This is a genomic window from Sphingobium sp. LF-16 (assembly GCF_003711185.1).
Classification (GTDB): Bacteria; Pseudomonadota; Alphaproteobacteria; order Sphingomonadales; family Sphingomonadaceae; genus Sphingobium; species Sphingobium yanoikuyae_A.
This window is the reverse complement of record NZ_CP029335.1, coordinates 1,415,935-1,430,494: the sequence shown is the minus strand read 5'-3', so window position 1 is coordinate 1,430,494 and position 14,560 is coordinate 1,415,935. Positions and strand designations below refer to the sequence as shown.

Sequence of the window (14,560 nt, the reverse complement as noted above, 5' to 3'; positions counted from 1 at the left end):
ATGGTTCGTTTCTCCTGCGCGGCCGCGCGCCGCCCCGTCGCCGTCTCCGCTCTCACCCTTGCCACCCTGCTCGCCACGCCAGCATGGGCCGACGACATGCCCGCTGAGCCTGCCAGCCTCTATCCAGCCGATGCCGTTGGCGAAGGATCGGTATCGGGCGGCTATGCCCTGTCTCGCTGGGCGGAGGACTGGCGCAGCAAGGCCGATCCCGCGCAGCGCGATGACCTGTTCGATCGCCTCAAATATCTGCCGCTGGATAAGGATGGCGACATCTATCTGACGCTCAGCGGCGAGGCGCGGGTGCGGGTCAACTACACCACCAACCTCAACCTGCGGAATGCCGGCAGCCAGCGGCAGGACATCAACCGGCTGGTCGGCGGCGCCGACCTGCATGTCGGGCCGCATCTGCGCTTCTATGGCGAGATCGCCCATGGCGGCATGTCCGGCGACAATATCGGCACGCCGTCTGGTTCACTGCGCAATGATCTGGTGCTGCTCCAGTCCTTCGCCGAACTGAAGGGGCGGGTTGCCGGCATGGACCTGGGTCTGCGCTATGGGCGGCAGGAATTTACCGATGGCCCCAATCTGCTGACGTCGCAGCGCGACAATAACACGATCCGCTATGCGCTGAACGGCGTGCGGGCCTGGGCACGGACGGGATCGCTGCGCATCGATGCCTTCGATTTCAAGCCGACCGCGCTGGGCAATGGCGGGACGGGCGATGACAAGGTCGAGCAGGGCCGGCGCTTTTCCGGCTTCACCGCCGGAATCCGCATTCCCGAAAAGGCGCTGGGCGGATCGGAGCTCTATCTCGATCCCTTTTTCTGGCGGTTGCGCACCAGCGAAGCGCTGTGGGGCGGCGTGACTGGCCGGGTCGAGCGCTTCTATGCCGGCGCGCGCCTGTGGGGGGAAGTTGGCCCGGTCAATCTCGACTGGACCATCAATCACCAGTTCGGCGATTTCGACGGGCGCGATATCAGCGCCTGGCAGCTTTTCTTCAACCAGAGCTACAAGCTGCCCGGCGACCTGCCGATGGGGCCGCGCATCGGCTTCCACGCCGATTATGCCAGCGGCGGCGGCACGTTCGAGGGCGGCACGCTGAAGGCTGCCTATGCCCCCTTCGGCAACAATATCTATTACAGCTACCAGCTGTGCATGACGCCGACCAACCTCAAGACGCTGGCGCCCAGCCTGACCCTGTCGCCGCTCAAGGGCGTGAAGGCGACGATGGAATATCAGTTCGCCTGGCGCGCCGATGAAAATGATGCGGTCTATCGCGCCAACAAGTCGATCTTCGCCGGCACCCAATCGGTCCCCGGCCACAAGATCGGCGAATCCATCCGCGCTCAGATCACATGGTCGATCACGCCGCGCCTGTCCTTTGTCGGGCGCTACGAGCATCTGGATGCAGGGCCGGTGCTTAGCCGTGCCGGTTATGGCAACAGCGATTATCTGGCCGGCTGGCTGAGCTTCCGTTTCTGAAGGTGGATGGGGTGGTGCGCATGACCTGACGGACAAGATTGGCGAACGCGCATCCGGCCGCCCGGCCCCTTTCCACGCAGATTTGGAATCCACGATCATGACATCCTCCTCCAGTCCGGCGGCACCGCGCCGCCGGTCCTTGTTCAAGAAGATCCTCCTTACCCTCGCCATCCTCATCCTGGTGCTGGCGATCGCCGCCACCGCCTTCCTGTTCCGTCCGATGGCCTCGCCCGCCGGCAAGGCGGCCGCCAATGACAAGCCGGTCGACGTGCTGGTGATCGGCGGCGGCATCATGGGTGTGACGCTGGCCACCTATCTCCAGGAAATGGAGCCGGACTGGCGGATCGACATCTATGAGCGGATGGACAAGGTCGCGCAGGAAAGCTCCAACGGCTGGAACAATGCCGGCACCGGCCATTCGGGCTTTGCCGAGTTGAACTATACGCCGGAGAAGGATGACGGATCGATCGCGACCGAAAAGGCCGTCGATATCGCCGAGCAGTTCGAGATTTCGCGCCAGTTCTGGTCGCATGAGGTCAAGCAGGGCCGTCTGCCCAAGCCGACCGATTTCATCAACGCGACGCCGCATATGAGCTTCGTCTGGGGCGACGACAATATCGCCTATCTGCACAAGCGCCGCGATGCGCTGGTCAAGAACCCGCTCTTCTATGGCATGCAATATTCGCAGGATCCCGCACAGATCCGCCGCTGGGCGCCGCTGGTGATGGAGGGACGCGACCCGAAGCAGAAGGTTGCGGCGACGTTCATGCCGCTTGGCACCGATGTCAATTTCGGTGTCATCACCACCCAGCTGACCCAGGCGCTGACCCGCAATCCCAATTTCAACCTGCAGCTTGGCCATGAGGTGCGCGGCCTGCATCAGAATGCGGACAAGACGTGGAACGTCACCGTCCATGACCTCAAGAAGAACAGCGATGCCGTGGTGAAGGCGAAGTTCGTCTTCATCGGCGCGGGCGGTGCCTCGCTCAAGCTGCTGCAGATGTCGGGCATTCCGGAATCGAAAAACTATGCCGGCTTCCCGGTCGGCGGCCAGTTCCTGGCGTTCGAGGGGCCGGCCGCGACCAGCCGTCACAATGTGAAGGTCTATGGCAAGGCGGAGGCCGGATCGCCGCCCATGTCGGTGCCGCATCTCGACGCGCGCAAGCTGGACGGCAAGTCGGTGACCCTGTTCGGTCCCTTCGCGCTGCAGAGCACGAAATTCCTGAAAAATGGCTCGCCGCTCGATCTGTTCGCCTCCATCTACAAGAATAATGTCGGCGGCATGATGAAGGTTGGCGCGGAAAATCTGGATCTGGTCCGCTATCTGGCGCAGCAGGCGACGCTGACCGATGCTCAGCGTCAGGCCGAATTGGTCAAATATTATCCCAATGCCAAGCGCGGCGACTGGAAGCTGATCACCGCGGGCCAGCGCGTGCAGGTGATCAAATATGATCCCAAGAAGGGCACGGTGCTGCAGTTCGGGACCGAGATCGTCACCGACAAGGATGCCAGCATCGCCGCGCTGCTCGGCGCTTCGCCTGGCGCCTCGACCTCGCCGGCGATCATGCTCGAAGTCATGCGTCGTGCCTTCCCGCAGCAGATGGCGACCAGCTGGAAGCCCAAAGTGGCGGCGATGGTGCCCTCCTATGGGCAGAAACTCAACGCCAGCCCGGATCTCACCAACCGCATCCGCCGCATGACCAGCCAGACGCTGGGCCTGCCCTATATAGAGGTGCCGGCGGGCCTGAATGGTGCGACGCTTAATGCCGGTGCCAAGCTGCCAGCCAAGCGCAACCTCAATTCGGAGCAGCAGGCGCTGTAACGACCGGACAGGGGAGGGGCTGGTGCGCGATCGCCAGCCTGTTCCCTGTTCCTCAGCCTATCGCCGGGTGATGCCGGCGCCGCCATCCACCGGGAACACGCCACCGGTGATCCAGGCGGCTTCATCCGACGCCAGGAACAGCACCAGATTGGCGACATCCTCGACCGTGCCGAGCCGGCCGAGCGGATGGCGCAGGATGTTGGCTGCCAGCGCGGCCGCCGGATCGGGCTGACGGTCGAAGGAGGCGCGCAGCATTGCCGTGTCGATTGAGGCCGGGGCGACGCAATTGGCGCGCAGACCGTCGGCCGCGACCTCCAGCGCAAAGCCCTTCATGAAGGTCTCGAGGCCACCCTTCGATGCGGCATAGGCCGCCAGGCTGGGCGCGCCCATGCGGGCATTGATCGAGGAAATGAAGACGAAATTGCCCCGGCCCGCGTCCTGCATGGCGGGGGCGAAGGCCTGGACCAGGCGGACCGCGCCACCGACATTCACGTCATAGATCGCATTGAAGGCTTGCGGCGAGGAGGCGAAGATGTCCGCCTGTTCGGTTGCGGCGCCGGCATGGACGATGATGTCCGGCGGCCCAAGCCGTGCCAGCAGGTCGTCCGCGCCCTGCGCAATGCCGGCGTCGTCCGCCAGGTCGCAGACCCATGCCTCGTCCCCCGCATCGGAGGCGATCCGGTCCATCGCGACGACATGGGCGCCCTCCGCCTTGAAGCGGGCGCAAATGGCCGCGCCGATGCCGCCGGCGGCACCGGTGACGAGAGCGATCTTACCGGACAGGCGGGGCATATCTTCTCCATTCGTATTTATAAAAGCAACATATCATCTAGAGATACGCTCGCAATGGCATAATTCTGACAATGTCAGATTGACGTGTTGCTAAATGAGCGATAATTGAAGCGGAAACAGGAGAGGAAGGGGTTCCATGAAGGTCAGTGGCGTATATCCGGTTCTGCCCACGCCGTTCGATGCGTCGGGCGCTATCGACGATAGCGGCATGGATGCGATTGTCGATTTCGTCGTCGATTGCGGTGTCGATGGCGCAGTCTTTCCGGGCCTCGCCAGCGAATATGACATGCTCTCGCTCGACGAGCGGATCGACCTGATCGGCCGGATCTCCGCGCGTATCGATGGCCGCATCGGCTTCATCATCGGCGGGTCCAGCCCGGACGTCGAAGAAAGCCTGGCGCTGATCCGTGCGGGCAAGGCGGCGGGTGCCGCCGGCGCGATGGTGATGACGCCGGGCGCGCTGGCCGGCGACAATGACGCGCTGGCCGCCCATTATCGCAAACTTGGCGAGGCTGGCCTGCCGTTGATGCTGCAAAATGCGCCCCGACCGATGGGGGCGGGCCTGAGCGCCGAGGATGTCATCGCCGTCGTCGGTGCCGTCCCCGCCATCCACTGGGTCAAGGAAGAGAATATGCCCTGCGGCCAGCGGATCAGTGCGATCCGCGCGGCCGCGCCCGATCATCTGCTGGGCGTGTTCGGCGGTGCCGGTGGCCGCTACATCACCGACGAACTGGCGCGCGGCGCGATCGGCACCATGCCGGCGGCCGAACTGCCCGAGGCGCATGTTGCGCTGATGGCCGCCCATCTGGCCGGCGACGGTGATGCGGTGCGCACCCATTATGAACGGATGTTGCCGCTGCTGATGATGCAGGCGGTGTTCCGCTGGCGGCTGACCAAGGAAGTGTTGCGTCGGCGCGGCCTGATCGCCGACGCCTTCACCCGCGCGCCCGGCCCGGAACTGGACGAGGGCGACCAGCGCGAGCTTGACCGCATCCTCGCGCGGATCGACGATTGGACCGGAATCGGCGTGGTGCAGGGCTGAAGGATATGGGCGCGATGGACGATGTGATCGAGCGGCTAGACGTCTTCACCGTCACCATACCCCGCGACGTGCCCTATCTGGGCGCGCTGGGGCCGGGCGAGGAAGTCAACGCGGCCGGCTATATCGTCCGGCGCCGCAATGGCACCATCTATCCGACGGTCGACCGATCGGTGGTGGTGCGCGTCACCAGCCGGTCGGGACTGGTCGGCTGGGGCGAAACCTATGGCCTGGTCGCGCCGGGCGCGATCCACGAACTGGTCGACGATGTCATCGCGCCGATCCTGATCGGCCGTTCGGCCCATGATGTCGAGGTGATCTGGGAAGATCTTTACGACCTGATGCGGGTGCGCGGCTATCAGGGCGGTTTCTGGCTGGATGCGATGGCGGCTGTCGACATCGCGCTGTGGGATATCCATGCCCGCGCCGTCGGCCTGCCGCTCTGCCGCATGCTGGGCGGGCAGCGGCGCGAGACCATTCCAGCCTATGTCTCCGGCCTGCCCGAACCGACATTGGAGGCGCGCTGCGCGCTGGCGAAGCGCTTCGTCGACCAGGGGTTCGACGCGATCAAGTTCGCCGGCGTGGTCAGCTTTGACGGGATCGAGGCGGAAGCGAAGGCGTTGCGCGCGGCGATCGGCCCGGACGTCAAGCTGATGGTGGATCTTCACTGGATGTATTCGGCGGCCGAGGCGGTGGCGCTTATCCGCCGGCTGGAACCGCACGACCTTTATTTCGCCGAAGCGCCGGTCAAGCCCGAGGATGTCGCGGGGCTGGCCGATGTCGCCGCCCGCGTCGCGACACCGATCGCGGCGGGCGAGGAATGGCGTAGCGTGTTCGATGCCCGCCCCCGGCTGGAAGCGCGGGCAGTGTCGATCGTGCAGCCCGAAATGGGCCATACTGGCATCACCCAGTTCATGCGCATCGCTCGTCTGGCCGAGGCGCATCATGTCCGGGTGATGCCGCATGCGACCATCGGCGTCGGCATCTTCGCGGCGGCCAGCCTGCATGCCGCCGCGGCGGTGCGCGACCTGCCCTATCATGAATATCAGCATTCGATCCTGCCGCGTTCGGCGCAACTGCTTGACGGGCGCCTGTCCTGCACGGCCGGCGCCTTTGCCTTGCCCGAAGGGCCGGGGTTGGGGGTGGCGCCGAACGCAGCCTTCTGGAACCATGTAACGCGGGGGCGGCAATGAAAGATCTGGGCTGGCTAAACGCCATGGTCGGACGCTAGAAACGGCCATGCGCACGAAAATCAACGCCCAGCCCAACCAGAGCCTGATCGACGGGATCACCACGCTTCAGGCGCTCGCTTCCTCGCCCGAGCCGATCGGCTGTCGCGAACTGGCGCGACAGCTGGATTCCGATCCGACCAAGATCAACCGCCTGCTCAAGACGCTGGCCTATCTGGGCATCGCGCGACAGACCGCGAACCGCAAATATACCGCCGGGCCGGGCATGCATGTGCTGGCGGCGCAGAGCCTGTTCGCGTCGGGCCTGATCCGTCGCGCCCTGCCGGAACTGGAGCAGCTGCGCCGCTACGGCCATACGGTGGCGATGGGCGTGCTGTGGAATGACAGTGTCTCCTATCTCTTCCACGCCCCGCCGGGGATCGAGGCGTCGCGCGGCCTGGGCCGTATCGGCCTGTTGCCCGCGACGACCAGCGGCATCGGCATCGCCCTGCTCGCGGAACTGGAGGATGCCGATGTGCGCGAACTGTATGAAGGGCGCGACATTCCGATGTTCCCCGACGGCATCGACAGCCTGCTCGCCAAGCTGAGCGAGGTTCGTGCGCTGGGCTATGCGCGCGTCCATGTGGCGGATGAGCGCGACCATCATATCGTGTCCGTGTCGATGGGCGATCCGGTCCATGCCGGCATCGCCATGTCGGGCTGGATTCCCGAGGGGGCGACGGCACCGCTGGTCGAGGCCCTGCGCGAGGCGGCGCAGCACATCGGGGAGTAAGTGTTGCTTCATGTGATACAAATATGGCGTGCTATCGATTTTATTCCGCAAAATTGGCCAATTAAATCGATATAGAAGCAACAAATTTCAGATTTCGGGATTGACACGTCGCTAATTGTGCAACAATTTCCCTCTCAGAAGCACAATGCTCGCACAGGAGGGGATGAAGATGCGCAAGGTAGCAAAATGCGCGAGCCTGTTGGTACTGGCCACTACGGCCGCGTTTCCGACGATCGTAGCCGCCCAGGAAACTGCAGAGCCGCAGCCAGCCCAGGCGGCCGACAGCGCGGTCGCCGATATCGTCGTCACCGGCATTCGCCAGAGCCTGAGCAAGGGCATCGAGACCAAGCGCCAGGCTGTCACCTTCGTTGACTCGATCGTGGCCGAGGATGTCGGCAAGCTGCCCGACCAGAATATCGCGGAATCGCTCCAGCGCGTGTCGGGCGTGCAGATCCGCCGCTCGCTGGGCGATGGCACCAGCGTGTCGATCCGCGGCCTGCGTCAGAACCGGACCGAGGTGAATGGCCGGTCGCTGGTCAGCCCCTTTGGTCGTGGTCCCGGTGTGCCGGCCGATGCCGATTTCAATCCGCTGTCGCTTTATCCCGCCGAACTGATCAGCCGCCTGGAAGTCACCAAGCTGCTGTCGGCCGACCAGATTGACGGGTCGCTGGGCGGCACGGTCAACATCATCACCCGCAAGCCGCTCGACGCGCCGAACACGATGGTCGCCGGCCGGATCGAGGGCAGCTATGCCGACATGCTCGACCGCAAGGGTGTCAGCGGTTCGCTGCTCTATTCGCGCAATTTCGATGACCGGTTCGGCGTGCTGGTGAATGTGACCGCGTCCGACCGGCCGATCCAGGAAGACAGCTTCAACAGCTTCGCCGGCTTCCTGCCGCTGACCGGCGCGTTCGACCCCAATGGCGATGGCGTGGCCGACAATGATCCCAATGGCGACGGCCTGGCCGGCACCTATATTGCCGACCTCCGCTATCAGCGGCTGCGCGAACGCCGCAAGCGACTGGGCGCCAATGTCGTACTGCAATGGCGGCCGACCGACGAACTGGAGCTGTCGCTGGACACCGTCTATGCCGCCGGCAAGGCCAAGCGTCGCCGCAACTGGTTCGCCGTCGCGCTGACCAGCAATGGCGCGGACTATGTCGACTACAGCTTCTCGCCCAATGAGGTGCTGGTCGCGGGTACAGTCCGCCGGCCGCTGCAGGGCAATGACGAGCGGCTGACGATCAAGGATGACTCGCTCTCCAGCGCGCTCAACCTGCGTTATGAGAAGGGGCCGTGGACGATCAAGGCGGAGGGCAGCTATTCGGACGCCCAGCTCAATTACAACCAGACCTATGTCCGCACCCAGACGCGGGCATCCTATCTGACCTCGTTCGATTTCACCGGTGGCGGCGTGCCGCAACTGACCCTGCCGTCGGGCGTCGACCTGCTCGATCCGTCGCTCTACAATTATTCCAACTTCTTCGATAACCGCTTTGAATCCAATGCGAAGGAATATGCCGGCCGGGTTGACCTGCGCTATGCGATCGAAAGCGGCGTGCTCGACTCCTTCGAGGTCGGCGGCCGTATCGCCAAGCTCAAGACCGCGCGCAATTCGCTGCTGTCACAGCTCACCTCCTCGGTCCGCCTGACCGATCGGGATGCGGCGCTCTATGAGGTCGGCAGCTTCCCCGATCTGCTCGGTGGCAAGGCGCCCTTCGCCCAATCCTATCTGGTCGGCAATCCGTTTGGCACCGGCGCGGACTTTGCCTGCGAGGCAATATTGGGCAGTTGCACACCGCGCGTGCTGGACCCCACCGCCTCCTACAAGCTCGATGAAGTAACCAAGGCGGGCTATGTGAAGCTCAATCTGAAGGGTGACCTGGGCAGCATTCCCTTCTCCGGCAATATCGGCCTGCGTTACACCCGCACCGATCGCGATGCGGTATCCGCGCTGCGCCGCGCCGACGGGACGTTCCAGCCGGTCACTGCCTCGCCCTCCTATGAGGACTGGTTGCCGAGCGCGGTGCTGAAATTCGACCTGACCGACAAGCTGGTCGCCCGTGTCGGCGCGGCCAAGGTCGTCGGCCTGCCGGACTCGCAGGATCTGAGCCCCGGCTTGCTGCTCAACCGCATCGTCTACACCGGGACCGGCGGCAATCCGAACCTCAAACCCTTCCGCGCGGATCAGTATGACGTGTCGCTGGAATGGTATTTCCGCCAGGGCTCGGCGCTGACGGTCGGCCTTTTCTACAAGGATATCGGCTCCTTCCTGACCACCCGCTCGACCTTCGAGGATGTGCCGGGCGAGACCCAGCAATTCCTGGTCACCCGCAAGGTCAATGGCGAGGGCGGCAAGCTCAAGGGCGCGGAAGTGATGCTGCAGTTGCCGTTCAACTTCCTCGATGGCTTTGCCAGCGGCTTCGGCATCCTGGCGAATTACAGCTATATCGACAGCAGCACGCCGTTCGTGAATGCCCGCACCGGCGCTACCCTGCCGCTGGAAGGGCTGTCCAAGCATAATGCCAATCTGGTCGGCTATTATGAAAAGGACGGGTTCGGCCTGCGCGTCGCCTATAATTATCGCTCGGGCTATCTCGACAGTGTGACGGCGGGTGGCGAAGGCTCCTTCTTCAAGCCCTATGAGACGATCGACGCATCGATCCGCTATGATTTTGGCGCCTTTGGTATCTATGCCGAGGCCGGCAACCTGACCAACGAGAAGCAGATCCGCTATACCGGCGCGCCCGAAGCGATCGCCCTCTATGCCGAGCAGGGCCGCCGCTTCGCCATCGGCGCCAACTTCAAGTTCTGAGGACGGGATGACTATGCTGATCGCGGGCGATTGGGGATCGAGCAACATGCGCCTCCACCTGTGTCGGGTGGAGGAGGGGCGGCTGATCCCGGTCGAGACGGTGCGTGGCAAGGGCGCCAAGGATGTGGCCGATCATGAAACCGCCTTCCGCGCGGCGGCAGGGGACTGGATCGATCGTCATGGTCCGATGCCGGTGCTGCTGTCGGGCATGATCGGGTCGACCATCGGTTGGCGTGAGGCAGCCTATCTGCCTTGCCCGGCCGGGCCAGAGGCGATGGCCGGCGCGCTGTTGCGGTTCGAGGTGGCGGGATGCCCTATCGCGATCGTGCCGGGCCTGTCCTGTCGCAACATCTTCGGCCAGCCCGATGTGATGCGCGGCGAGGAAGTGCAATTGTTCGGCTGGCTGGCGGGCGTGACGGATGATGACACCGAACGCCTGATCTGCCTGCCGGGCACCCATGCCAAATGGGTGCGGACACAGGGACGGACGGTGCTGGATTTCGTTACCTCGATGCAGGGGGAAATGCGCGAGTTGCTGCTCGCTCATGGCCTGCTCGGGCGGTCGTTGGCAAAACCCTATGATCCGGCCGCGCCGACGGACATCGCCGCCTTCGATGTCGGTGCCGGGCTGGTGATCGAAGATCCGACGCTGGCGATCGAACATGCGCTGTTCGCGCTGCGCAGCCGCATCCTGATGGGGGAATTGACCAGCGAAACCGCGCCATCCTTCCTGTCCGGATTGATGATCGGTGCGGAGGCCCGCGACGCGGTCGCCGCCCATCGCGCGCGCGGCATGGCGGTGGAAACGATCGTCCTGGTCGGCGCGGAACTGCTGGTCGATCTCTATGGCCGGGTCTGCGATCGGCTGGGGATCGCGACCGAAAAGGCGGCGGGCGATGGCACCGCGCTGGCCGGTCTGTCGGCGATCGCCGCGCGCATGGAGGCTGCCGCCGCATGATCGAGGGGAAGGCCCGCAAGATCAGATGGGCGATCCTGGCGATGCTGTTCGCCTCGACCGTGATCAACTATCTCGACCGGCAGGCGCTCTCGATCCTGGCGACGACGGTGCAGCAAGACCTGCATATGGATGACATCGCCTATGCGCGCGTCGTCCAGGCTTTCCTGATTGCCTATACCTTCGCCTATCTGATGGCCGGCCGGGTGACCGACTGGCTGGGCACGCGCCTGTCTTTGGCGCTGTTCGTGGGCTGGTGGTCGCTGGCGAACCTGCTGACCGGCTTCGTCCGGTCGGCAGGGGAACTGGGCGCGACGCGCTTCGCGCTGGGGCTGGGCGAGGCGGGCAATTATACCGCCGGTCCCAAGGCGGTTTCGGAACATTTTCCACCCAGGGAACGCGGCATTGCGCTTGGCATCTATACGGCCGGCGCGATGATCGGCGCAACGCTGGCGCCACCGCTGATCGCCGGCATCGCGCTGCATTTCGGCTGGCGCGCGGCGTTCATCGCCACCGGCGCGGCGGGCCTTGCTTGGCTGGTCGTCTGGTTGACAATCTATCCGCGCAGCGCGCCGGAAGCCAAGGAAGAGCGGATCAGCGAAGGCACGCTGTGGGGCCGTATCCTGCGCGACCGGTCGGTCTGGCTGCTCGCCGGCGCCCGCGCGGTCGCCGATCCGGTCTGGTATTTCTACCTCTTCTGGTTCCCCAAATATCTGACCGATATCTATGGCCTGACCCTGATCGCGGTCGCCTCCATGGCGTGGATCGTCTATCTCGCGGCCGACCTTGGCAGCATTGGGGGCGGCTTCTTCTCCAGCCGGTTGATCGCGCGCGGCGTGGCGCCGGCAACCAGCCGCATCATCGTGATGGGCGCGGCCGCGCTGGTGGCGCCACTGGGCGCGATCGCGGCCAGCCATCCGGCTCTGCCGATCCTGTTCGCGCTCGCCTCTGCCGTGGCCTTCGCCCATCTGGTGTTCCAGATCAACATCAGCACGCTGATCGTCGATCTCTATCCCACCCGTATCGTCGCCACCGTGTTCGGCGTGGTGGCGGCGGGCAGCGGGCTTGGCGGCCTGCTCTCGACCCAATTGGTTGGCCAGCTTGTCGCGGGCGGCGCGTTCGAACGCAGCTTCCTGCTGATGGCGCTGCTTCATCCGATCGCCTTTCTGCTTGCCTTCCTGGCGCTGCGCAGTGCGCGCCGATCCAATGGGGAAGGCCAACTCGTCCACGCATAACAACAAGTGGGAGAGGAAGATGAAGCGTTTCTATGGACTGGCAGGGGGACTGGCCCTTGCCGGAACGGCGTCGGCCGCGCTGCTGCTGAGCGATGCGACAACGACGGGCACGGGTACGGCGGCGACCAGCGCCATCGCCAACTGGGTCAGCCTGGGCAGCCCGCTCCAGGCAACGGCGGAAGAACCCATGGCCGCTGCGCTCGCCGCCAGCATCAGCGTCGAGCGGGTACCGCGAGACGCGGATTCCTCCAACCAAGCCGCCTGGTGGGTGCCGATTGCGCTGGCCCCCGACGGCACGCTCTATGTCGCCTTCGACAGCCCGCCCGCGTCCGGCGCGGCCGGCAGCCACGAGGTCAAGATCGGCAAGCGCGACACGAGCGGCATCTGGACCTTCGCCGTGCTGCGCAATCCCGATGGCACGGTCTGGACCGAGGCGGACGATATCGGGCACAAGCAGCCGACCATCGCGGTCGACGGCGCGGGCGTGCTGCATGTCTGGGCCGACATGCACAATCTGTCGGATGGCATGCGCTATTTCCGCGCCGATGCGCCCGGTGGCATGAGCTTCACCCGCCAGACCGATATCCCCGCCACCGGCCTCTATACCTATCCGGTCGCCAAGCGGGCGCCCAATGGCGACATCTATCTGATGATCCGCAGCTATGACGCGGCAACCTATGATGGCGAGGGTGAACTATATCGCTGGGCGATGTCGGGCGGCAGCGGCGCTTGGAGCCATGTCGGCACCTTTGCCGCCGCCAATGATGCGGTCGTCTATCCCGACGACATGACATTCGGCAGCGACGGCAGCGTTCATCTGCTGTGGGAATGGGCCAAGTCGCTGCCCCGGTCGCTGCGCCATTATGGCAGCTATCTGCGCTATTCGCCGACCGGCGGCGGCTGGAGCTATGCCGATGGCACAGCAGCGACGCTGCCGGTGGGCCTCGCCAATGCCAAGCTCTTCTTCCTGCCGCTCCAGTCGGGCGAGGTCTTCACCACCGACCAGACGCTCAAGGGGTTGCAGAGCGCTAAGCTGGCGCTTGACGATTATAATCAGCCGACCATCGCCTATCGCTATCGCCCGACCGATGGCAGCGGGGACGCCAATTTCGACGTCTGGCGCGTGCGCTGGAGCGGCACCGGCTGGACCAGTCGGGAAAAAATCTTTGCCGCCAGCAACAATGTGCCCGCGGCGCTGGGCATATCGCGCACGGCGGCGCAGGTCCGCGTCTATTTCGCCACCACCGGCGAAGGGCTGCGCCAGGGGCTGAAGACATCGACGGCGTCGGGCTGGACGATTACCGACCTCGCGCCCGGCAAGGCGATAACCCGGCTTGCCACGGTGCCGCTGTCGGCCGACACCGACATCATCTATGGCGCCGCGCCGACCGATGTGAACAGCACCACCGGCAGCGTCTATCTGACGCAGGTCACGAACTGAAAGGGAGACGGGATGATCGGCAGTCGACGCGAATTTCTGGCGGCGGTGGCAAGTTCACCGTTGTTTGGCCGCTTTTCTGCGGCCACCGACGAGCCGACGCAGATCATCCCGCTCTGGCCCGACGGCGTGCCGGGCGGCAAGATACCGGCCATCACCGAAGTGGTGGACGACCAGATCGACACGCTGGGCTATCGCTATCGCGTTGGGATCCATGTGACGCGGCCGACCCTGTCTTGGTTCGCGGCGGCCAAGCCCACGGGCGCGGCGGTGCTGATCATTCCTGGCGGCGGCTATTCGCGAGTCGGCATCGATCGGGAAGGCTATGAATGTGCGCGCTGGATGGCCGACATGGGCATCCATGCCTTCGTCCTGCGCTATCGCCTGCCGGCCGATCGCTGGGCGGCGGGAGCTGATGTCGCTCTACAGGATGCGCAGCGGGCGATGCGGCTGATCCGGGCCGGGCGCAGCGGCGGCTGGACCGTCGATCCGCAGCGCGTGCTGGTGCTGGGGGGCTCCGCCGGCGGCCATCTGGCCGGCAGCCTGTGCATGCGGCCCAACGACCGCATCTATCCGATGGCGGAAAGTGCGGACCATCTGTCGGCCCGGCCGGACGGGGCGATCCTGCTCTATCCGGTAGTGACGATGGCCGGCGCCACCAATGGCGGGAGCCGAAGGTCGCTGATCGGCGACGATCCGACTGAAGCGCAAATAGCTGCCTATTCGCTGGACAAGATCGTGGCGTCGACCACGCCGCCGATGATCCTGTTCCATTCGGTCCATGACCGCACCGTACCGGTCGACCAGTCGCTGACCTTGTTCGGCGCGGTACGCGCGGCGCAGGGGGCGATCGACATGCATTTGTTCGACGAGGGCAGTCATGGCGTCGGCCTGCGCGGCGACCCGGCCCAGCCCTTCGCCGACTGGCCGGTGATCGTGCGCAAATGGCAGGTGCGGAGCGGGCTGGTCTGAGTGTCAGGGGCTCCCGCGGAAGGGGGACATATTCTTCCAACCGATTGA

General features: G+C 64.8%; 11 protein-coding genes. 10 read left to right on the top strand and 1 reads right to left on the bottom strand.

Annotated elements, in window-relative coordinates:
• Both DIZ22_RS06710 and mqo read left to right on the top strand, forming a co-directional pair.
• Positions 1–1,482 carry an alginate export family protein gene (locus tag DIZ22_RS06710; RefSeq protein ID WP_122928054.1) on the top strand — a complete coding sequence of 494 codons (1,482 nt, stop codon included), beginning with the start codon at positions 1–3 and terminating at the stop codon, positions 1,480–1,482.
• Between the two features lie 97 nt (positions 1,483–1,579).
• Positions 1,580–3,304, top strand: a complete 1,725-nt coding sequence (gene mqo, locus DIZ22_RS06705) for a malate dehydrogenase (quinone) (protein WP_122928767.1) — start codon at positions 1,580–1,582, stop codon at positions 3,302–3,304.
• Positions 3,305–3,361: 57 nt separating this feature from the next.
• On the opposite strand, the gene DIZ22_RS06700 is transcribed toward mqo, so the two are convergent.
• A complete protein-coding gene (locus DIZ22_RS06700) occupies positions 3,362–4,096 on the bottom strand; it encodes an SDR family oxidoreductase (RefSeq protein WP_048937102.1) in 735 nt (244 codons plus the stop codon).
• A 136-nt stretch (positions 4,097–4,232) separates the two neighbouring features.
• Between DIZ22_RS06700 and DIZ22_RS06695 the strand changes: the two genes are divergently transcribed.
• The 8 genes from DIZ22_RS06695 to DIZ22_RS06660 all read left to right on the top strand — a co-directional run bounded on the left by DIZ22_RS06695 (position 4,233) and on the right by DIZ22_RS06660 (position 14,512).
• Positions 4,233–5,138, top strand: coding sequence for a dihydrodipicolinate synthase family protein (locus tag DIZ22_RS06695; RefSeq protein ID WP_048937101.1), 906 nt, complete (start codon positions 4,233–4,235; stop codon positions 5,136–5,138).
• Positions 5,139–5,152: 14 nt separating this feature from the next.
• Positions 5,153–6,328 (top strand): mandelate racemase/muconate lactonizing enzyme family protein, encoded by a 1,176-nt coding sequence (locus DIZ22_RS06690; RefSeq protein WP_048937246.1) that lies wholly within the window; start codon positions 5,153–5,155, stop codon positions 6,326–6,328.
• A gap of 46 nt (positions 6,329–6,374) precedes the next feature.
• A complete protein-coding gene (locus DIZ22_RS06685; RefSeq protein WP_048937100.1) occupies positions 6,375–7,097 on the top strand; it encodes a helix-turn-helix domain-containing protein in 723 nt (240 codons plus the stop codon).
• Between the two features lie 169 nt (positions 7,098–7,266).
• On the top strand, positions 7,267–9,912 hold the full coding sequence (locus DIZ22_RS06680) for a TonB-dependent receptor (RefSeq protein ID WP_234415567.1): 2,646 nt from the start codon (positions 7,267–7,269) through the stop codon (positions 9,910–9,912).
• 7 nt (positions 9,913–9,919) lie between these two features.
• On the top strand, positions 9,920–10,870 hold the full coding sequence (locus tag DIZ22_RS06675) for a 2-dehydro-3-deoxygalactonokinase (RefSeq protein WP_234415566.1): 951 nt from the start codon (positions 9,920–9,922) through the stop codon (positions 10,868–10,870).
• Entirely contained in the window at positions 10,867–12,102 is a 1,236-nt protein-coding gene (locus DIZ22_RS06670; RefSeq protein ID WP_048937097.1) for an MFS transporter, read from the top strand. Before DIZ22_RS06675 ends, DIZ22_RS06670 begins: the two co-directional genes overlap by 4 nt.
• 19 nt (positions 12,103–12,121) lie before the next feature.
• Complete coding sequence (locus DIZ22_RS06665) at positions 12,122–13,543, top strand: BNR-4 repeat-containing protein (protein ID WP_048937245.1); 1,422 nt, start codon at positions 12,122–12,124, stop codon at positions 13,541–13,543.
• A gap of 12 nt (positions 13,544–13,555) precedes the next feature.
• Positions 13,556–14,512 (top strand): alpha/beta hydrolase, encoded by a 957-nt coding sequence (locus DIZ22_RS06660; protein WP_048937096.1) that lies wholly within the window; start codon positions 13,556–13,558, stop codon positions 14,510–14,512.
• Positions 14,513–14,560: the final 48 nt, after the last annotated feature.

Coding starts and splice junctions, on each gene's coding strand:
- DIZ22_RS06660 (WP_048937096.1), top strand. CDS start 13,556: ATGATCGGCAGTCGACGCGAATTTCTGGCGGCGGTGGCAAGTTCACCG.
- DIZ22_RS06710 (WP_122928054.1), top strand. CDS start 1: ATGGTTCGTTTCTCCTGCGCGGCCGCGCGCCGCCCCGTCGCCGTCTCC.
- DIZ22_RS06690 (WP_048937246.1), top strand. CDS start 5,153: ATGGACGATGTGATCGAGCGGCTAGACGTCTTCACCGTCACCATACCC.
- DIZ22_RS06675 (WP_234415566.1), top strand. CDS start 9,920: ATGACTATGCTGATCGCGGGCGATTGGGGATCGAGCAACATGCGCCTC.
- mqo (WP_122928767.1), top strand. CDS start 1,580: ATGACATCCTCCTCCAGTCCGGCGGCACCGCGCCGCCGGTCCTTGTTC.
- DIZ22_RS06685 (WP_048937100.1), top strand. CDS start 6,375: ATGCGCACGAAAATCAACGCCCAGCCCAACCAGAGCCTGATCGACGGG.
- DIZ22_RS06665 (WP_048937245.1), top strand. CDS start 12,122: ATGAAGCGTTTCTATGGACTGGCAGGGGGACTGGCCCTTGCCGGAACG.
- DIZ22_RS06670 (WP_048937097.1), top strand. CDS start 10,867: ATGATCGAGGGGAAGGCCCGCAAGATCAGATGGGCGATCCTGGCGATG.
- DIZ22_RS06680 (WP_234415567.1), top strand. CDS start 7,267: ATGCGCAAGGTAGCAAAATGCGCGAGCCTGTTGGTACTGGCCACTACG.
- DIZ22_RS06700 (WP_048937102.1), bottom strand. CDS start 4,096: ATGCCCCGCCTGTCCGGTAAGATCGCTCTCGTCACCGGTGCCGCCGGC.
- DIZ22_RS06695 (WP_048937101.1), top strand. CDS start 4,233: ATGAAGGTCAGTGGCGTATATCCGGTTCTGCCCACGCCGTTCGATGCG.